14 protein-coding genes and 1 pseudogene are annotated in these 18,432 nt (G+C 72.0%); 4 read left to right on the forward strand and 11 right to left on the reverse strand.

Annotated elements, in window-relative coordinates; genetic code table 11:
- Position 1: 1 nt before the first annotated feature.
- Both SMIR_RS28000 and SMIR_RS28005 read right to left on the reverse strand, forming a co-directional pair.
- Positions 2–1,360, reverse strand: a pseudogene (locus SMIR_RS28000) (FAD-dependent oxidoreductase); the annotation flags it as partial.
- A gap of 460 nt (positions 1,361–1,820) precedes the next feature.
- Positions 1,821–2,747, reverse strand: a complete 927-nt coding sequence (locus SMIR_RS28005) for a TIGR01777 family oxidoreductase (RefSeq protein WP_168490691.1) — start codon at positions 2,745–2,747, stop codon at positions 1,821–1,823.
- 71 nt (positions 2,748–2,818) lie between these two features.
- Here SMIR_RS28005 and SMIR_RS28010 point away from each other — a divergent pair, with 71 nt between their 5' ends.
- The gene (locus SMIR_RS28010) at positions 2,819–3,307 is read left to right on the forward strand and encodes a GNAT family N-acetyltransferase (RefSeq protein ID WP_211118687.1); all 489 of its coding nucleotides are present in this window, start codon (positions 2,819–2,821) and stop codon (positions 3,305–3,307) included.
- Here the strand turns inward: SMIR_RS28010 and SMIR_RS28015 are convergent, their stop codons facing one another.
- On the reverse strand, positions 3,308–4,492 hold the full coding sequence (locus SMIR_RS28015) for a MarP family serine protease (protein WP_168490686.1): 1,185 nt from the start codon (positions 4,490–4,492) through the stop codon (positions 3,308–3,310). It lies immediately after the preceding gene.
- A gap of 187 nt (positions 4,493–4,679) precedes the next feature.
- Here SMIR_RS28015 and SMIR_RS28020 point away from each other — a divergent pair, with 187 nt between their 5' ends.
- Both SMIR_RS28020 and SMIR_RS28025 read left to right on the forward strand, forming a co-directional pair.
- A complete protein-coding gene (locus SMIR_RS28020; RefSeq protein WP_248002883.1) occupies positions 4,680–5,492 on the forward strand; it encodes a peptidoglycan recognition protein family protein in 813 nt (270 codons plus the stop codon).
- Between the two features lie 187 nt (positions 5,493–5,679).
- Positions 5,680–5,967: a hypothetical protein gene (locus SMIR_RS28025; RefSeq protein WP_248002882.1), complete on the forward strand. Its 288-nt coding sequence runs from the start codon at positions 5,680–5,682 to the stop codon at positions 5,965–5,967.
- Here SMIR_RS28025 and SMIR_RS28030 read toward each other — a convergent pair.
- From SMIR_RS28030 to SMIR_RS28045, 4 genes are all read right to left on the reverse strand, one after another.
- Complete coding sequence (locus SMIR_RS28030) at positions 5,934–6,452, reverse strand: DUF4240 domain-containing protein (RefSeq protein WP_168500963.1); 519 nt, start codon at positions 6,450–6,452, stop codon at positions 5,934–5,936. The genes SMIR_RS28025 and SMIR_RS28030 overlap by 34 nt on opposite strands.
- Positions 6,453–6,573: 121 nt before the next feature.
- Positions 6,574–7,560: a helix-turn-helix transcriptional regulator gene (locus SMIR_RS28035; RefSeq protein ID WP_212727529.1), complete on the reverse strand. Its 987-nt coding sequence runs from the start codon at positions 7,558–7,560 to the stop codon at positions 6,574–6,576.
- Between the two features lie 122 nt (positions 7,561–7,682).
- Positions 7,683–10,394 carry a pyruvate dehydrogenase (acetyl-transferring), homodimeric type gene (gene aceE / locus SMIR_RS28040; protein WP_168490676.1) on the reverse strand — a complete coding sequence of 904 codons (2,712 nt, stop codon included), beginning with the start codon at positions 10,392–10,394 and terminating at the stop codon, positions 7,683–7,685.
- Between the two features lie 264 nt (positions 10,395–10,658).
- Positions 10,659–11,282 carry a GntR family transcriptional regulator gene (locus SMIR_RS28045; protein ID WP_054230749.1) on the reverse strand — a complete coding sequence of 208 codons (624 nt, stop codon included), beginning with the start codon at positions 11,280–11,282 and terminating at the stop codon, positions 10,659–10,661.
- Positions 11,283–11,572: 290 nt separating this feature from the next.
- Here SMIR_RS28045 and SMIR_RS28050 point away from each other — a divergent pair, with 290 nt between their 5' ends.
- Positions 11,573–12,259, forward strand: coding sequence for a hypothetical protein (locus tag SMIR_RS28050; protein WP_248002881.1), 687 nt, complete (start codon positions 11,573–11,575; stop codon positions 12,257–12,259).
- Between the two features lie 69 nt (positions 12,260–12,328).
- Here the strand turns inward: SMIR_RS28050 and sucB are convergent, their stop codons facing one another.
- From sucB to SMIR_RS28070, 4 genes are all read right to left on the reverse strand, one after another.
- Entirely contained in the window at positions 12,329–14,149 is a 1,821-nt protein-coding gene (gene sucB / locus SMIR_RS28055; RefSeq protein ID WP_212727530.1) for a 2-oxoglutarate dehydrogenase, E2 component, dihydrolipoamide succinyltransferase, read from the reverse strand.
- 92 nt (positions 14,150–14,241) lie between these two features.
- On the reverse strand, positions 14,242–15,630 hold the full coding sequence (lpdA, locus tag SMIR_RS28060; protein ID WP_168490671.1) for a dihydrolipoyl dehydrogenase: 1,389 nt from the start codon (positions 15,628–15,630) through the stop codon (positions 14,242–14,244).
- A gap of 260 nt (positions 15,631–15,890) precedes the next feature.
- Positions 15,891–17,420, reverse strand: a complete 1,530-nt coding sequence (locus SMIR_RS28065) for a leucyl aminopeptidase (protein WP_168490668.1) — start codon at positions 17,418–17,420, stop codon at positions 15,891–15,893.
- A 175-nt stretch (positions 17,421–17,595) separates the two neighbouring features.
- Positions 17,596–18,378, reverse strand: coding sequence for an adenosylcobinamide-GDP ribazoletransferase (locus SMIR_RS28070; RefSeq protein WP_168490665.1), 783 nt, complete (start codon positions 18,376–18,378; stop codon positions 17,596–17,598).
- Positions 18,379–18,432: the final 54 nt, after the last annotated feature.

Here is an 18,432-nt window from a genome sequence, read left to right on the forward strand (position 1 = left end):
CTCAGGCCGCCGTCTCCAGATGCTCCTCCGTCGCGGCCGGACGGGTGCCCAGGTCCAGCATGAGGGCGTGGGCGGCCCGGCGGCCCGAATGCAGGGCGCCCTGGACCGTGCTGGTGTCCCGGTGGTCCCCGCAGACGTACAGGCCCGCCAGGAGGCGTACCGGGCGGCGCAGGTCGTGCGGCGGGGGCATCGCGGGGACCGCGTCACGGGTGTGGTGGACCGCGAGGAGTTCCCAGCGGGTCGTCGACGTGCCGTAGAGGCGGGCCAGTTGGGCGCGGACCGCGGTGTCCAGATGGGTGGCGGCCGGGGGCGTGCCCAGCACCATCGAGGAGACGAGCGCCCGTCCGGCGGGCGCGCGGGAGGGGTCGACCTGGCTGATGACCGCCGTCTGCGCCACCGGGCCGCTCCGGTCGGCGTCCAGCAGCAGGGCGGGGTCGGTCAACGGGGGCTCGTCCGTGGTGTGGTGCAGGACCGTCACCGGATGGAAGGCCGGGACGCGCAGACCGGGCAGCAGCCGGGCCGCGGCGCGGGCTCCGGTCGCCAGCAGGATGGCCCGGCAGGTGAGTTCGCCGTGGTCCTTCGTCGTCACGGTGGTCGTGGAGACCGCGGTGACCTCGACGCCGGTGTGGACGGTGCCCGGGGGCAGGGAGGCGGCGAGGAGCTCGGGCAGGGTGTCCGCGCCGCCCTCCGGCAGGCACAGCCGGCCCGTCGCGAACGAATGCAGAGCCAGGTCGGCGGCGCGGCTGGAGGTGGTGAGGGCCGGGTCGCACAGGAGTGCGGCGAGCAGGGGGCGCAGAAAGCCGTCGACCGTACGGGGCGGCAGACCACGGGTGATCAGCGCCTGTGCGGTGGGGAGGTCGGGGCGGGTGAGGAGGCGTTCGGGTGGTGTGACGGCGAGGCGGGCGAGGGCGGTGGCCAGGCGGGTCTGATCGAGGTGACCGCCGAGGGGTCCGGGGCGCGAGGCCTGGCTCCGGTGGAGACGGGGGGCGCTTGCGAGGGCGCGCGCGGCGGTGAGTGCGCCCCTTGCGCTCCGGGGGGTGGTGGGGGCGGCGGCGCGGTGGTGGCGGCCGTCGCTGTGCAACAGCACGCCCGGCGAGAACGGGCGCAGGACCAGGGCGTTCAGGCCCGGGGTGCGGTGCAGTTCGGGGTACGAGGTGGACAGGAGCCGGCCGATGCGGTCGAGCCGGAAGCCGTCCACCTTCTCCGTCGTCATGCGGCCGCCCACGGTGGGGGCGGCCTCCAGAACCTTCGTCGTGAGGCCCGCCCTGGTCAGGTGCTGGGCGGCCGCGAGTCCCGCGGCTCCGGCCCCGACGATGACGACGTCCACGTCCGCCTTGCTTACGGGCTCTAGCACGTACCCCTCCTCGAGGTTGCGCGGCCGGTGGGAACGTCATGCCCCCAACGGGCCCTGGGGATACCCGAGTTCGGGTCGAGGGTAGGTGCGTTCGGGGCCGTCGACAGTCGCGCGTCGGGCGTGCACGGTCGCATGGGGGTGCACGGATGCCTTGTCTGCGGGCCCGGTGGGGGCTGGTCGCGCAGTTCCCCGCGCCCCTGAGGTGGGGGCTTCGCCCCGTGTGCTCCGGCCGCCCAGATTGGTTTGGCTGCGGGCCGGTGGGGGCTGGTCGCGCAGTTCCCCGCGCCCCTGACGGGGCGCTCTTGTCGGCGCCGGTTCACATTTTCAGCCCGTCCGGCGTTTGAGGACGAGGCCGATCGGGGGTTTGGGGGCGGAGCCCCCGAGTGGGGATGGTGGGGGTCCCCCCTGCTCGAGCGAAGCCGAGAGCTCGGGGGAGGGTAGGGGCGGCGGGGGCGAGGGACGTTTGTCAGTGCAGCGCCGCTCGCAACGCCCCCTCGATCGACGGGAAGGCGAAGGTGAAGCCGGAGGACAGCAGACGGGTGGGGTGGACGCGTTGGCTGCCGAGGATGTCGCCGGACATGTCGCCGAGGGCGAGCCGGAGGAGGGGGGCCGGGGTGGGGAAGACGGTGGGCCGGTGCAGGACGCGCCCCATCGCCTCGGTGATCTCCCGGTTGGTGAGGGGCGTCGGCGCGGTGAGGTTCACCGGCCCGGACAGCGACGACGTGTCGATGAGATGCCGGATCGCGGCCACCTCGTCATGGAGGGAGATGTAGCTCCAGTACTGGCGGCCGTCCCCCATCCGCCCACCGAGCCCCGCCTTGAAGAGCGGAAACAGCTTCCCCCACGCCCCGCCCTCACGGGCCACCACCAGCCCCGTACGGGCGAAGACGGTACGGACACCCGCCTCCCGCGCCGGTGCCGCCGCCCCCTCCCACGCCACGCACACGGAGGGAAGGAAACCCGCCCCGGGCGGCGCCGACTCGTCCACCACCCGGTCGCCCGTCTCGCCGTAGAACCCGATCGCACTCCCGTTGACGAACACCCCCGGCCGTTCGTCGAGGGAGGCCACCGCCGCGGCCAGCGTCGCCGTCCCCCGCACCCGGCTGTCCAGGATCTTCCGCTTGTACGCCGCCGTCCACCGCCGCGAAGCGACCCCCGCCCCCGCGAGGTTGACCACCGCCGCGCACCCGGCGAGCCCCGCGGCGTCCATCCGCTGCCCGTCCGGGTCCCACCGCAGCTCGTCCGTCCCGCGGGGCGCACGCCGTACGAGGCGGACCACCTCGTGTCCGTCCGCGGTCAGGGAGCGCGCCAGCGCCGAACCGATCAGGCCGGACGCACCGGCGATCGCGATACGGGACCTACGGGAATCCGGAGCGAGCGGTGAGTCGTTCATGCGTCCATCCTGCCGCGTGCCCCGGGGAAAAACGGGCCGGGACTCCGCGGGGTCGCCGTAAAGTGACCTTCATGCCGGCACCGCACATACGCATCGCCACCCTCGACGACGAGGACGCGCTCGGTCGTCTCGACCGCGCCACCTGGTCCACCCTGCACGCTGTCATGCCGCGCCCCCAGCCGCCGTACGAACCCTTCTACAACGAGCGGTTCGGCCCCCGGGACCATCACGTGGCCGAACTCGACGGCGTCCTCGTCGGCTACATCAAGCTGGGCTGTCCCACGCCCCTCGCCTGCAACTCCCACGTCCGGCAGATCCAGGGACTCGCCGTCGCCGAGGAGGCGCGCGGCACGGGCGTCGGACGGGCGCTGCTGCGGGCCGTGCAGGACGAGGCGCGACGGCAGGGCGCCCGGCGGATCACGCTGCGCGTCCTCGGGCACAACGCCCCGGCACGGAAGCTGTACGAGTCCGAGGGCTTCGAGGTGGAGGGCGTCCTGCCCGAGGAGTTCCTGCTCGACGGCGAGTACGTCGACGACGTGTTCATGGGCCGCTTTCTCTGATCACGAGGTGATCAGGTCGCCCGTGTCCACCGGTGTCGTCGCGGACGCCGCGCGCTGGGCGTCGCCCGCGACCTCGGCGGCCGTCAGGACGTAACCCGTCTCGTTGTCCGAGGTCGAGCGGGCGAACACGACGCCGTACACCCTGCCGTCGGTGGTGAGGAGCGGGCCGCCGGAGTTGCCGGGGCGGACGGTGGAGCGGATCGAGTAGATCTCCCGGGTGACCATGCTCGAGTTGTAGATGTTCTGGCCCCGCGCGTTGATCCGGCCTGCGACCGTGGCCGCCTGGAGATCCAGACCGCCGTCCTGCGGATAGCCCGCGACGACCGCCGAGTCGCCGCGCTTGGCGCTGTCGTCGAAGCGCAGGAGGGGGACCCTGAGGTCCGGTACGTACAGGACCGCGACGTCCTTGCGCGGATCGAAGAACACCACCCGCGCCGAGTACACGCGGCCCACACCGCCCACCCGCACGGTCGGGTTGTCGATGCCCGCCACCACATGGGCGTTGGTCATCACGTGCTGCGCCGCGTACGCGAACCCGCTGCCCTCCCGGCCCTGGTTGCCCGCGGCGCCCTCGATCTTCACCGTGCTGCGCTTGGCGGCGCTCGTCGCGGCCGCGGTGACGCTGTCGCCGGAGGGCTTCGCGACACCCGCCGTCGGCTCGTTCTCGAACGGGTTGAAGACCTGCGGGAAGCCCGCCTCCGTCAGCGCCGAGGTGGCCCGCGAGAACCAGGTGGGCGTCGTGTCCGGCATCGCCGTCTGTACGGCGCCCAGCAGCGCGGAATTGCGGATCGACTGGGTGATGAGGGTGGACGAGGAGGCTCCCAGGACGCTCGCGGCGACCCAGGCCACCAGCAGCACCGCCACCGTGTTCGCCGCCGCCCCGCCGACCCCGTCGGCCACCCTCAGCGGCCCCTGATCCAGCTCGCGGCGCAGCTTCAGCGCCAGCCGGCCCGCCAGCTCGTGGCCCACCACGGCGGGCACCAGCACCGTCAGCACGGCCGTCACCGTCGCCGCCGACGTCCCCGCCGTCACCAGGTCCATCATCCACGGCAGCACCCATACGCCGATGACGGCGCCGCCCACGAAACCGGCCAGCGAGACACAGCCGGCGACCAGCCCGCGCCGGTAGCCGGACGCCGCGTAGGCAAGGATCACCAGCAACAGCAGGATGTCGAGCAGGTCCACGGAGCCGCCTTTCTCTTGGGCCCCTTAGTACGCGTGGGGCAGGCCCAGTGATCAGGCACGCGCGCGTGGAGCCGGGAAACGGCCACGCGTGCGTGGACCTGTAAAAACGTCCCGGACCAGGACGATGGTTCCCCCAGGTGGCACAGCACACATCGCGGAGGGATCGGAACCGGGTCAGGCTGGCTCCATGCGTGTCTTCCGAAAGGCGCGGGGGGCATGGACGCGGATCGCGCGGAGGGTGTGGACGCGGCGTGCCGCCGTCGTCGTGCTCGGGTGCGTGCCCGGTCTGCTCGCCGTGCTCGCGCTGGTGGTGTGTGCGGTGGGGGTCGACCGGACGGTCGTCGAGCGCGAGCGGCCGGTGGCCGCGCCACTGCCCGCGGGTCCGCATCGCGCGGCGCGGCCGGTCATCGTGCCCCGGTCGCGGTGGCTGGACGCCAGGAGCACGCACGCGCAGCCACCCGCCCGCTACGACGACCACGTCGTCGCGGTCTTCGTGCACCACACCGACTCGCCGAACGCGTACAAGTGCGCCGACGTGCCCCGCATCATCCGCTCCCTCTACGCCGGTCAGACCGGTGTCCGGCGGTGGGACGACATCGGGTACAACTTCCTCGTCGACCGCTGCGGCACGATCTACGAGGGGCGGGCGGGCGGGGTCGACCGGGCCGTCACCGGTGCGCATACGCAGGGGTTCAACCATGGCACCGCGGGGATCGCGGCCATCGGTACGTTCGGGGCGGGGACGCCGGTGCCGCGGGCGATGACCGAGGCGATCGCCGTGTTGGCGGCGTGGAAGCTGGGGCTGTCCGACGTGGATCCCCGTGCCACGGTGCGGCTCGTCTCCAGCAACGACCTCAGCCGTTACGCCGCCGGTACGAGTGTGGTTCTGCCCGCGCTGGCCGGCCATGACGCCGGCTTCATGACCAACTGCCCCGGCGCGGCGCTGACGTCCCAACTCCCCGGAATCCGCTCCCGAGCCGCCCACCTCCAGGGCCGATGACCCCGGCTGCGCACTCCGGCCGCGGGTGGGGTTGAGCGCGCAGTTCCCCGCGCCCCTGAAAGTCTCGGCCCGTCCGGCGTTCGAGGGCGAGGAACGCGTTCACAGACAGCCCACAGTCGAGTCAACGGTGTCTCAGATCGCCGCTCTCTAGTGTCCTTCTCGTAACAGCCGACTGGAGGTGGGGAAGATGAGCAGCAGGCGTACTGAGAAGGCGGGCAAGGCGAACAAGGCGGCCGGCGCGGGGGGTTGGAGCACCGCTTTGCGGACCCCGTGGACCGTGGCCTGTGCTGTGGTGACGGTCCTCGTGGGACCCGCCGCCGCCACCGCCTCGGCACTGGACCGAGCCAACGCCGCACCTCCGTACCACGCCCACGAGAATCACGAAAACCACAAGAACCACGAGGCACACCTGCCGTACGTCACCCCGTACGCCACCTTGCCTCAGTCTCTGAAGCGCTCCCACAGCTTGGGATAGCGCTCGGCCAGCACGGACTCGTTCTCGAAGTCGAGCGGCGTACCCTCCGGCTCGGGCGACGCCGGCGGAATGCCCAGGTCCGGCGCGACGACCCCGGTCAGCTGCTCGTACGCCTCGTCCGCGGCATACCCGAGCTCCTCACCGTCCCCGTCGAGATCCTCGTCGAAGTCGTCCAGGAGATCGGCGAGCGCGTCGGGATCGTGCATCGCGCCCTCGAAGACCTCCCGGCCCTGGCCGATCAGCCAGCACCGGAAGAAGTCGAACGCGTCGTCGCTCACCCCGTCGAGCAGAATCCACGCCGCACCCCACAGATCCCAGCGGTAGGCGCGGTTGTAGCGGGCCTCGAAGTGACGGGCGAAGTCGAGCACGGCGTCCGGGTCCAGCTGGACGAGCCGCTCGACGAGCAGGTCGGCGTGGTCCTCGGGGTCGCCCTCGACGGCCTCGCGGGTCGTGTCCACCAGCTCCCAGAACTCCGTCTCGTCCATCACGGGTCCAGCATCGGGCCTGAACGGGAGTGACGCACGCGGAGTGCCGCAGATTGTTATGCGTGCACATGCCGACGGTAAAACCGCCAGCTACGAGCCGTTTTCCCGAGGCACTCCCCAGTCACCGGTACAGCGCCGCCAGCCGCACCGCATCCCCCGCGAAACGGTCCCGCAGCGCCGCGGGGGAGACCACCTCCACCTCGGGCCCGAGCCCCGTCAGTTGCCCATGGGCGACCTCCTCGGACTCGACGGGGAGGACGACCGTCACCCAGCCCCGCCCGTCAGGGGCGCCGCACTCGCCCAGCGCCTCTCTCGCCGACGCGGGGTCGACGACGTACGGAAGTCTCCTCACGCCCTCCGGAGACAGCCGTACGACGGCCTCCGCCCGCAGGATGGACCGTGCGAACTGCTCGGCCCGCTCCGCCCAGAACCCGGGCAGGTCGAACCCGTCCTCCCGGGTGAAGCACTCCGTGGCGGGCTTCACCTCCGTGAAGCGGTCGATCCGGTAGACCCGGAAGGGGCCGGATCCGGCGGACCCGGGCTCGGGCACCCGCGCGCACAGGTACCAGACGCCCGCCTTCAGCACGAGCCCGTACGGTTCGAGCACCCGCTCCACCTCGGCCGTCCCGCGCCGGTACCCCGCGGTGATCCGGCGGTCGTCCCAGACCGCCTCCGCGACCGCGGGCAGCAGCTCGGGCGTCTCGGGCTCGTTGAACCACGCGGGCGCGTCCAGATGGAACCGCTGTCCCGCCGCCCGCGAGGCGTCCCGCAGGGAGGGGAGGAGGGCGGCGGACACCTTCAGGCGCGCGGCGGAGGCCGCGTCCTGCAGACCCATGTCCCGCAGGGCCCCCGGCACCCCGCTCAGGAACAGCGCCTCCGCCTCCGTCCGGGCCAGGCCCGTCAGCCGGGTGCGGTAGCCGCCGATCAGGCGGTAGCCCCCCGCCCTGCCCCGGTCCGCGTACACCGGAACCCCCGCCTCCGACAGTGCCTGCGCGTCCCGCGTGATCGTCCGTTCGGACACCTCCAGCTCCCGCGCCAGCTCCGCGGCGGTCATCGACGGCCGCGACTGGAGCAGCAGCACCATCTTGATCAGGCGGGCAGCACGCATACGGCCATGATGCCGGGCCCCACTGACAGCGAAGGGGCGCGCCGCAACGCCGAAGAGCGCGCGGGAACGCCGAAGGGCGCGGCGACCGTAGCCACCGCGCCCCTCATGAAACAGGCGGACCGTCAGAGCCCGTAGCGCTCCCGCGCTTCCTTCACCGCGGACGCCTTGGCCTCGCCCCGTCGTGCCAGCTGCGCCAGCGCCGCGACGACGATCGACTGCGCGTCGACGCCGAAGTGGCGGCGGGCCGCTTCACGGGTGTCGGAGAGGCCGAAGCCGTCGGCACCGAGCGAGGAGTAGTCCTGCTCGACCCACTGCGCGATCTGGTCCGGGACCTGGCGCATGTAGTCGGAGACCGCGAGCACCGGGCCCTCGGCGCCGTGCAGCGCCTGGCGGACGAACGGCACCCGCTCCTCGCCGCGCAGCAGGGCCGCGTCGGCCTCCAGCGCGTCGCGCCGCAGCTCCGTCCAGGAGGTCGCGGACCACACGTCGGCGGCCACGCCCCACTCCTCGGCGAGCAGCTTCTGCGCCTGGAGGGTCCAGTGGATCGCCGTGCCGGAGCCCAGCAGCTGGATGCGCGGGGCGTTGGCGACGGGGGACAGGCCCGCCGACTCGGCCGTGTTGAAGCGGTAGAGGCCCTTGACGATGCCCTCGTCGATACCGAGGCCGGCCGGCTTGGCGGGCTGCGGCATCGGCTCGTTGTAGACCGTCAGATAGTAGAAGACGTTCGAGTCCTCGCCCGGGGCCGCCTCGCCGTACATCCGGCGCAGGCCGTCCTTGACGATCGTCGCGATCTCGTACGCGAACGCCGGGTCGTACGACAGGGCGGCCGGGTTGGTCGCCGCGATGACCGGGGAGTGGCCGTCGGCGTGCTGGAGGCCCTCGCCCGTCAGCGTTGTACGGCCGGCCGTGGCGCCGACCAGGAAGCCACGGCCGAGCTGATCGCCGAGCTGCCACATCTGGTCGGCCGTGCGCTGCCAGCCGAACATCGAGTAGAAGATGTAGAAGGGGATCATCGCCTCACCGTGCGTGGCGTACGCGGTGGACGCGGCGATGAAGTCCGCCATGGAGCCGGCCTCGGTGATCCCCTCGTTGAGGATCTGGCCGTCCTTGGCCTCCTTGTAGTACATCAGCTGGTCGCGGTCGACCGGCTCGTACGTCTGGCCCTTGGGCGAGTAGATGCCGAGGGAGGGGAAGAGGCTCTCCATGCCGAAGGTGCGCGCCTCGTCGGGGACGATCGGCACCCAGCGCTTCCCCGTCTCCTTGTCGCGGACGAGGTCCTTGACCAGGCGGACGAAGGCCATCGTGGTCGCCACGTTCTGCGAGCCGGAGCCCTTGTCGAAGGACGCGAACGCCTTGTCGGCGGGGGCGGGCAGCGGGGCGAGCGCGTGCGTACGGCGGGCCGGGGCCGGGCCGCCGAGGGCCGCGCGGCGCTCCTGGAGGTAACGGACCTCGGGGGAGTCGGCGCCCGGGTGGCCGTAGGGGACCTGGCCGTCGACGAACCGGCTGTCGGAGATGGGCAGCTCGAGCAGGTCACGCATCTGCTTGAACTCGTCCGTCGACAGCTTCTTCATCTGGTGGTTGGCGTTCTTGGACGCGAAGCCCTCGCCGAGCGTGAAGCCCTTGACCGTCTGGGCCAGGATCACCGTCGGCGCGCCCTTGTGGGCGAGGGCGGCGCGGTAGGCCGCGTACACCTTGCGGGACTCGTGGCCGCCGCGGGAGAGGTGGAAGCACTCGGTGATCTTGTCGTCGCTCAGCAGCTTCGCCATCTCGACGAGCGCCGGGTCGGCGCCGAAGAAGTCCTGGCGGATGTAGGCGGCGTCGCGGGTCTGGTACGTCTGCACCTGCGCGTCGGGTACCTCGCGCAGGCGGCGTACGAGCGCGCCCGTGGTGTCGAGCTGGAACAGCTCGTCCCAGGCCGAGCCCCACAGCGACTTCACGACGTTCCAGCCGGCGCCGCGGAACTGGGCCTCCAGCTCCTGCACGATCTTGAAGTTGGCGCGGACCGGGCCGTCGAGGCGCTGCAGGTTGCAGTTGATGACGAAGGTCAGGTTGTCCAGGCCCTCGCGGGAGGCGAGGGCGAGTGCCGCGGTCGACTCGGGCTCGTCCATCTCGCCGTCGCCGAGGAACGCCCACACGTGGGACTGCGAGACGTCCTTGATGCCGCGGCTGGTCAGATAGCGGTTGAAGCGCGCCTGGTAGATCGCCGACAGCGGGCCGAGGCCCATGGAGACGGTCGGGAACTCCCAGAGCCAGGGCAGGCGCCGCGGGTGCGGGTACGACGGGAGGCCGTTGCCGCCCGCCTCCTGGCGGAAGTTGTCGAGGTGCTGCTCGGTGAGCCGGCCGTCGAGGAAGGCGCGGGCGTAGATGCCGGGGGAGGCGTGGCCCTGGATGTAGAGCTGGTCGCCGGAGCCGGGAGCCTCCTGGGACTCCTTGCCCTTGAAGAAGTGGTTGAAGCCGGTCTCGTAGAGCCAGGCCGCGGAGGCGAAGGTGGCGATGTGGCCGCCGACGCCGTGTTTCGCGCCCCGGGTCACCATCGCGGCCGCGTTCCAGCGGTTCCAGGCGGTGATCCGGGCCTCCATCGCCTCGTCGCCGTCCACGACGGGCTCGGCGGCGGTGGGGATGGTGTTGACGTAGTCGGTCTCAAGCAGCTTGGGCAGCGCGAGACCGTTGCCCTCGGCGCGCTCCAGCGTGCGGCGCATCAGGTACGCGGCACGGTGCGGCCCGGCCGCCTGGGTGACGGCGTCCAGGGAGGCCTGCCATTCGGCGGTCTCCTCGGGGTCGCGGTCCGGGAGCTGGTCGAGCTCGCTCGGCTGGATTGCGGTGGGGTCGGTCATTGCGCCGCCTTCCGGATGCGGAGGGGGGTTCCCTCATCGGCAAGGGGTTTTCGGGGGTGCCCTTATGTCTTTGGCAGGACAGGGCGGCGGGCTCTGGTGGGAGCCCAGCGCTGACTGTAACTCCCTGATCGATGATCGATCAAAGGGTTGAAGGCGAAAACCTCTTCGTATCGCAAAAGTCGGCACGGGGTGCCTTGACGACAGGCACCGGGTGCCTTGGAATCCCAGGGTTTCCCCAGGTGAGCATGGGTGTGCTCGGTTGTGTCACGGGCGCGGCGCGCAGCCCAGCACGTGTGCCTTCACCAGGTCGGCGATCAGCGGATCCCGGCGCCGGAAGGCGTCCACGAGCGCCTCGTGCTCCTCCGCGTACGACTGCTGGACGGTTCCCAGCCAGCGGATGGACAGGGCGGTGAAGACCTCGATCCCCAGACCCTCCCAGGTGTGCAGGAGGACGGAGTTGCCCGCGGCGCGCACGAGTTCGCGGTGGAAGGCGACGGTGTGACGGACCTGGCCGGTGCCGTCCGACAGTCGGTCGGCCTCGTACAGCGCCGTGACGTGCGGCTCCAGGGCCGAGCAGTCCTGGGCGAGCCGCTCGGCCGCCAGCTCCGCCGCGATGGCCTCCAGACCGGCCCGTACGGGGTAGCTCTCCTCCAGGTCGGCGGCCGTCAGGTTGCGCACGCGCACACCCTTGTTGGGTGCCGACTCGATCAGCCGCAGCGACTCCAGTTCGCGCAGTGCCTCCCGCACCGGGGTCTGGCTGACCTCCAGCTCGGTCGCGATCCGCCGCTCGACGATCCGCTCACCCGGCTTCCAGCGCCCGCTGACGATCCCCTCCACGATGTGCTCGCGGATCTGTTCGCGCAGCGAGTGGACGACGGGCGCGGTCATGAGGGGCTCCTTCGTTGGGGGTGGGCCGGCCCCAAGGGCGTTTGACCTTTAGACAATAAGGCCGCATCCCCGTCGGAGAGAGGCGTACGGGGGCGCTTTCATGCAGGTGAGACGAGACTTACACGCTGTCAGAGCGGCCGTGGACGTAAAGACCCGTACCGGGTGGGGCCCGGAGGCGTCACGTCCGTGTCACCCGGAGAACCCGCGGGCCCCGCACGGTGTGTGGGTCGGCACAGGGGTTTCGGCGCGGGGGTTCCCCCGGGGGCTCCCGCGAACGCCAGGGGGTTGGCATGGGCGGATGGGGACGGAAGCGGGCGTTCCGCTGGGCTCTGGTGGCCGGGGCGGTCGCGGCCGTGGCGGCGTGCGGGCCGGTGGACACGGGGGCGGCCGCGCGGCCGAGTGCGACGCGGGCCCACGGCACCTCGGTCGCCTCCGGCGGGGCGTGTGTCTTCGTCAAGCCGGACGGCGCGCAGAAGTTCGGGCACGTCGGCTGGGGCTTCCGGATCACCGGCACCGACCGCTGGGTGTACGGCGCGGTGGAGAACCCGTCGAACGCGCTCTACACCCCGCCCGGCCGCGACATCGGCGCCTGGCACGCGGAGGGCACGTACGGGCGGATGCTCGGCGACATGTCACGTGACGCGCTCCCCCAAGCTCTCGGCTTCGCTCGAGCAGAGGGGACCCCCATTCCAGGGAAGTCCACCCACCCGTACAGCCGCTACCGCTGCACCGACTCGTCGACCAGTGACGTGAAGGCCGCCCGCGCCATGATCGGTACGGTCGAGGAGCGGGGCTTTCTCGTCGGCGTCGACCCGCAGACGGGGGACCTCGACTCGCGCGACTGCCTGGACGCCACGTACGACGTCCTCAGGGCGTACCGGACGCGGCACCTGACACCCGCGTACCCGGCGGAGATTCCGAACATGTGGGTGGAGACGCTGGTGCTGTGGTCGGACGGCGCTCTGAAGCCGCGGTGACCCGTCCGCGCACACGCGAAGCCCCCGCCCGGAAGGTTCCGGACGGGGGCAGCGCGCGAGCGGGGGTGGTTACAGGCCGAGCTCGACCTCGAACTCGCCCGCCTCCAGGATCGCCTTGACCGCGGTCAGGTAACGGGCCGCGTCGGCGCCGTCCACCAGACGGTGGTCGTAGGAGAGCGTCAGGTAGGTCATGTCGCGGACGCCGATGACCGTACCCTCCTCCGTCTCGATGACGGCCGGACGCTTGACCGTGGCACCGATGCCGAGGATCGCGACCTGGTTCGGCGGCACGATGATCGTGTCGAAGAGCGCGCCGCGCGAGCCGGTGTTGGAGATGGTGAAGGTCCCGCCGGACAGCTCGTCCGGAGTGATCTTGTTCGCCCGGACCTTGCCCGCCAGCTCGGCGGTGGCCTTGGCGATGCCGGCGATGTTCAGGTCGCCCGCGTGCTTGATGACCGGGGTCATCAGGCCCTTCTCCGAGTCCACCGCGATACCGATGTTCTCGGTGTCGAAGTAGGTGATCGTGCCCTCGTCCAAGTTGATCCGGGCGTTGACGGCCGGGTGGGCCTTCAGCGCCTGGGCCGCCGCCTTCACGAAGAACGGCATCGGGGAGAGCTTGACGCCCTCACGTGCCGCGAAGGAGTCCTTCGCCTGCGCGCGCAGCCGCATCAGGCGGGTGACGTCGACCTCGACGACCGAGGACAGCTGGGCCTGCTCGTGCAGGGCCTTCACCATGTTGTCGCCGATGACCTTGCGGATGCGGGGCATCTTGACGGTCTGACCGCGCAGCGGGGAGACCTCCAGGGCCGGCGCCTTCTTGGCCGCATGGCCACCGGCAGTCACAGCGGCAGCGGCCGGAGCCGGGGCAGCGGCGGCGGCCTTCGCGGCCTCGGCGGCGGCGAGGACGTCCTGCTTGCGGATACGGCCGCCGACGCCGGTGCCCTTGACGGAGGCCAGGTCGACGTAGTTCTCCGCGGCGAGCTTGCGCACCAGCGGTGTCACGTACGCGCCCTCGTCGGTGGCCTGCGCGGCCGGAGCCGGAGCCGGGATGACCGGGGCGGGCGCGGTGACCGGCGCGGGAGCCGGAGCGACGGGCGCGACCGGGGCCGGAGCCACGGGCTGGACCGGAGCCGGGGCGGCAGCGGCCGGGGCGGCCGGAGCAGCGGGGGCCGGAGCCGGAGCCGCGGGCGCGGCGGGGGCGGCCGGAGCGGCGGCGGGGGCAGCCGGAGCCGCGGGGGCGGCAGCGACCGGAGCGGCGCCGGGCGCGCCGACGACGGCGAGCTTCGCGCCGACCTCGGCGGTCTCGTCCTCGGCGACCAGGATCTCCAGCAGGACGCCGGCCACCGGCGACGGGATCTCGGTGTCGACCTTGTCCGTGGAGACCTCGAGCAGCGGCTCGTCCTCCGCGACCTCCTCGCCGACCTCCTTCAGCCAGCGGGTGACGGTGCCCTCGGTGACCGACTCGCCCAGCGCGGGCAGCACGACGTCGGTACCGGAGGCGCCACCGGCCGGAGCGGCGGGGGCGGGGGCGGCGGGGGCCGGGGCGGCCGGAGCCGCGGGGGCCTCGGCGACCGGGGCGGGAGCGGCCGGAGCCGGAGCCGGGGCGGCCACGGGCTCGGCGGCCGGAGCGGGGGCGGCGGCGGGCGCGCCCGTGCCGTCGTCGATGACGGCCAGCTCGGCGCCGACCTCGACCGTCTCGTCCTCGGCGACCTTGATGGAGGCGAGCACACCGGCGGCGGGAGAGGGGATCTCGGTGTCGACCTTGTCGGTCGACACCTCGAGCAGCGGCTCGTCGGCCTCGACGCGCTCGCCCTCGGCCTTCAGCCAGCGAGTGACAGTGCCCTCGGTGACGCTCTCACCGAGCGCCGGAAGGGTTACGGAAACCGCCATGGTTTCTGTTGCTCCTTACGAATGGTGCGGAAGTCTGTGGTCGTCGTCGCGCCCAGGGGCGACGCGGTGACTGAAAACAGCCGGGGGCTGGATCAGTCGTGCGAGTGCAGCGGCTTGCCCGCGAGGGCGAGGTGGGCCTCGCCGAGCGCCTCGTTCTGCGTCGGGTGGGCGTGGATGAGCTGGGCGACCTCGGCGGGCAGCGCCTCCCAGTTGTAGATCAGCTGGGCTTCGCCGACCTGCTCGCCCATGCGGTCGCCGACCATGTGGACGCCGACCACGGCACCGTCCTTCACCTGGACGAGCTTGATCTCGCCCGCGGTGTTGAGGATCTTGCTCTTGCCGTTGCCCGCGAGGTTGTACTTCAGGGCGACGACCTTGTCCGCGCCGTAGAGCTCCTTGGCCTTGGCCTCGGTGATGCCCACGGAGGCGACCTCGGGGTGGCAGTACGTCACCCGGGGCACGCCGTCGTAATCGATCGGAACGGTCTTGAGGCCGGCCAGACGCTCTGCCACCAGGATGCCCTCGGCGAAGCCGACGTGCGCGAGCTGGAGCGTCGGGACCAGGTCACCGACGGCGGAGATGGTCGGGACGTTCGTCCGCATGTACTCGTCGACCAGGACATAGCCGCGGTCCATCGCGACGCCCTGCTCCTCGTAGCCGAGACCGGCCGAGACCGGGCCGCGGCCGACGGCGACGAGCAGCACCTCGGCCTCGAACTCCTTGCCGTCGGCGAGGGTGACCTTGACACCGTTCTGGGTGTACTCGGCCTTCGAGAAGAAGGTGCCCAGGTTGAACTTGATGCCGCGCTTGCGGAACGCGCGCTCAAGAAGCTTGGAGGAGTTCTCGTCCTCGACCGGGACGAGGTGCTTGAGGCCCTCGATCACCGTCACGTCGGTGCCGAAGGACTTCCACGCGGAGGCGAACTCGACGCCGATGACGCCGCCGCCGAGCACGATCGCGGACTGCGGGACGCGGTCCAGGACCAGCGCGTGGTCGGAGGAGATGATCCGGTTGCCGTCGATCACCAGGCCCGGCAGCGACTTCGGCACGGAGCCGGTCGCGAGCAGCACGTGGCGGCCCTGGATGCGCTGGCCGTTCACGTCGACCGAGGTGGGGGAGGACAGTCGGCCCTCACCCTCGATGTACGTCACCTTGCGGGACGCGATGAGACCCTGCAGGCCCTTGTAAAGGCCCGAGATGACCCCGTCCTTGTACTTGTGGACGGCCGGGACGTCGATGCCCTCGAAGGTGGCCTTGACGCCGAACTGCTCGCTCTCGCGGGCCTGGTCGGCGATCTCGCCCGCGTGCAGCAGGGCCTTGGTGGGGATGCATCCCCGGTGCAGGCAGGTGCCTCCGACCTTGTCCTTCTCGATCAGGGCGACGTCCAGGCCCAGCTGCGCCCCGCGGAGCGCCGCGGCGTAACCGCCACTGCCACCGCCGAGGATCACTAGGTCGAAAACGGTGCTGGCGTCGTTCGCCACGTCACGTCCTCCATGCATGTGCGCCACGCCGGTCTCCAGTGACCGGTCGGCGGCTGGTGTCCGGCCGCTCTTCTTCGGCCCTGTGGTGGGGGCCCTGTCCTGCCGAGAACCCATCTTCGCACTTGTCCGGAGCGTTCGAGACGCCGGGCCGGTGTGTGAGAAGTCGCACTGCCCGAATACGGGGGGTACCTCCGCGCCGTGACAGGGACGCGGAGGTACTGCGCGATCGGCCGCGAATCACCCGCGGCCGCGACACATTCCTAGCCGAGATCGCCCGCGGCGGTCAGCTCGGCGAGCCGCACCAGCGTCCGCACCGCCGACCCCGTACCACCCTTCGGCGTGTAGCCGAAGGGGCCGGACTCGTTGAACGCGGGCCCGGCGATGTCCAGGTGCGCCCACGTGATGCCCTCGCCCACGAACTCCTTCAGGAACAGACCGGCGACCAGGCCGCCGCCCATCCGCTCGCCCATGTTGGCGATGTCGGCGGTCGGGGAGTCCATCCCCTTGCGCAGGTGCTCCGGCAGCGGCATCGGCCAGGACTCCTCGCCGACCTCGTCCGCGGCCTCGACGATCGCCGTACGGAACGCGTCGTCGTTGGCCATCACGCCGAAGGTGCGGTTGCCGAGCGCGAGCACCATCGCTCCGGTCAGCGTCGCCACGTCGATGATCGCGTCCGGCTTCTCCTCGGAGGCCTTCCACAGCGCGTCGGCGAGCACGAGACGGCCCTCGGCGTCGGTGTTGAGGACCTCGACGGTCTTGCCGCTGTACATGCGCAGCACGTCACCGGGGCGGGTGGCGGAACCGGAGGGCATGTTCTCGGCGAGCGCCAGCCAGCCGGTGACGTTGACCTCGAGTCCGAGGCGCGCCGCGGCGACCACGGCGGCGAAGACCGCCGCCGCGCCGCTCATGTCGCACTTCATCGTCTCGTTGTGCCCGGCGGGCTTGAGGGAGATGCCGCCCGAGTCGTAGGTGATGCCCTTGCCGACGAACGCGAGGTGCTTGGTCGCCTTCGGCGAGGTGTACGACAGCTTCACCAGGCGGGGAGCGGCGGCCGAGCCCGCGCCGACGCCGAGGATGCCGCCGAAGCCGCCCTTCTGGAGGGCCTTCTCGTCGAGCACCTGCACCTTGATGCCGTGCTCCTTGCCGGCGGCGGTGGCGACGGCGGCGAACGCCTCGGGGTAGAGGTCGTTCGGCGGGGTGTTGATGAGGTCGCGGGCGCGGTTGAGCTCCTCGGTCACGGCGGTGGCGCGTGCGAGGGCCGCCTTGTACGCCGCGTCCCGGGGCTTGCCGCCGAGCAGCGTGACCTCGGCGAGCGGAGCCTTGCCGTTCTTCGCGTCCTTGCCGTTCTTGCCGGTCTCCTTGTAGGCGTCGAAGGCGTACGCGCCGAGCGCCGCGCCCTCCGCCAGGACGCCCGCGTCGGCGGCGTCGGTGATCGGCAGGGCGAAGACGGCCTTCTTGGCACCGGCGAGCGCGCGGGCCGCGGCACCGGCCGCGCGGCGCAGCGCCTCGGCACTGAACGTGTCGTCCTTCTCCGGGACGGCTCCCAGTCCGACGGCCACGACGACGGGCGCCTTGAAGCCGGTCGGTGCGGGCAGCTTCGTCACCTCGCCCTCGCCGCCGGATGCGCCGAGGGTCTCCAGGATTCCGGCGAGTGCGCCGTCGTACGCCTTGTCCACGGCCTCGGCACCCGGTGCGACGACCGGGCCCTTGGCGCCCTTCGCGACACCGACGACGATCGCGTCGGCCCGCAGGCCGGACACCGCGGCGGTGCTGAGAGTCAGAGCAGTCACTGTGGTGAGATCTCGCTTCCATTGTTTTGCTGCGGCCGAGTAGGGATGGGTCGACCGGGCCCTGACGAATGACCCTAGATCCGGCCTCAGGGAGTGTCGTTACCTGGGTGGCACATAGTCGGGACGAGCCTACGCGCGCCACCGGGTTTCGCTCATTTCTACGCTCGCTGGAAGTTCAGCCGAGGGAGAGCGCCACGAGGGCGGTGGTCGCCGCCGTCTCGGCGAGGCCGCCGAAGACGTCGCCCGTGACGCCGCCGAAGCGGCGTGTGCAGTGGCGCAGGAGCAGTTCGGCGGTCGCGCAGGCGGCGAGGACGGCCAGTGGGGCGCGTACGAGGTCGTACGTGCCCAGGAGCGCGCCGGCGCCGGCCGCCGCGACGGCGACGGCGAGGGCCACCAGCAGGGCGCCGCGCACGGGCACCGTGCCCGCGACCGCGGCCCCCAGGCCCTCGGGGCGGGCCGGGGGCACCCCGGTGCGCGCGGCCAGGGTGAGGGCGAGACGGGCCGCGGTCGCCGAGACGACGGCCGCGAGCACACCCCGCGCCCACGAGGCCTCGTAGGCCTGGAAGAGCGCGGCGACCTGTGCCAGCAGCACGAAGAGCAGGGTGATCACGCCGAACGGGCCGATGTCGGACTGCTTCATGATCCGCAGCGCGTCCTCGGCGGGCTTGCCGCTGCCGAGGCCGTCCGCGGTGTCGGCGAGTCCGTCGAGATGCAGACCACGGGTGAGCGCGGCCGGTACGGCGGCGGTGGCGACGGCGGCCAGCAGCGGGCCCGCGCCCATCGCGAGCAGCGCCACGCCCACCAGGGCCGCGCCGGCCCCGACGACCAGCCCGGCGACGGGGGCGCACAGCATTCCGCCGCGCGCCGCCTCACGGTCCCAGCGGGTGACCGTGACCGGGAGCACGGTCAGGGTGCCGAAGGCGAAGCGGAGGCCGTGGGGGAGAGGGGTCCTGGACACCGGCGCAGGGTACCCGGGGCGGTGGCGGGCCGGCCGAGGACGGGTGCGGCGGCC

It is taken from the genome of Streptomyces mirabilis (assembly GCF_018310535.1).
Classification (GTDB): Bacteria; Actinomycetota; Actinomycetes; order Streptomycetales; family Streptomycetaceae; genus Streptomyces.

Bases quoted from the DNA above. Each gene is read 5' to 3' on its own strand.
- SMIR_RS28005 (WP_168490691.1), bottom strand. From the start codon at position 2,747: ATGAACGACTCACCGCTCGCTCCGGATTCCCGTAGGTCCCGTATCGCG.
- SMIR_RS28010 (WP_211118687.1), top strand. From the start codon at position 2,819: ATGCCGGCACCGCACATACGCATCGCCACCCTCGACGACGAGGACGCG.
- SMIR_RS28020 (WP_248002883.1), top strand. From the start codon at position 4,680: ATGCGTGTCTTCCGAAAGGCGCGGGGGGCATGGACGCGGATCGCGCGG.
- SMIR_RS28025 (WP_248002882.1), top strand. From the start codon at position 5,680: ATGAGCAGCAGGCGTACTGAGAAGGCGGGCAAGGCGAACAAGGCGGCC.
- SMIR_RS28030 (WP_168500963.1), bottom strand. From the start codon at position 6,452: ATGGACGAGACGGAGTTCTGGGAGCTGGTGGACACGACCCGCGAGGCC.
- SMIR_RS28035 (WP_212727529.1), bottom strand. From the start codon at position 7,560: ATGCGTGCTGCCCGCCTGATCAAGATGGTGCTGCTGCTCCAGTCGCGG.
- aceE (WP_168490676.1), bottom strand. From the start codon at position 10,394: ATGACCGACCCCACCGCAATCCAGCCGAGCGAGCTCGACCAGCTCCCG.
- SMIR_RS28045 (WP_054230749.1), bottom strand. From the start codon at position 11,282: ATGACCGCGCCCGTCGTCCACTCGCTGCGCGAACAGATCCGCGAGCAC.
- SMIR_RS28050 (WP_248002881.1), top strand. From the start codon at position 11,573: ATGGGCGGATGGGGACGGAAGCGGGCGTTCCGCTGGGCTCTGGTGGCC.
- sucB (WP_212727530.1), bottom strand. From the start codon at position 14,149: ATGGCGGTTTCCGTAACCCTTCCGGCGCTCGGTGAGAGCGTCACCGAG.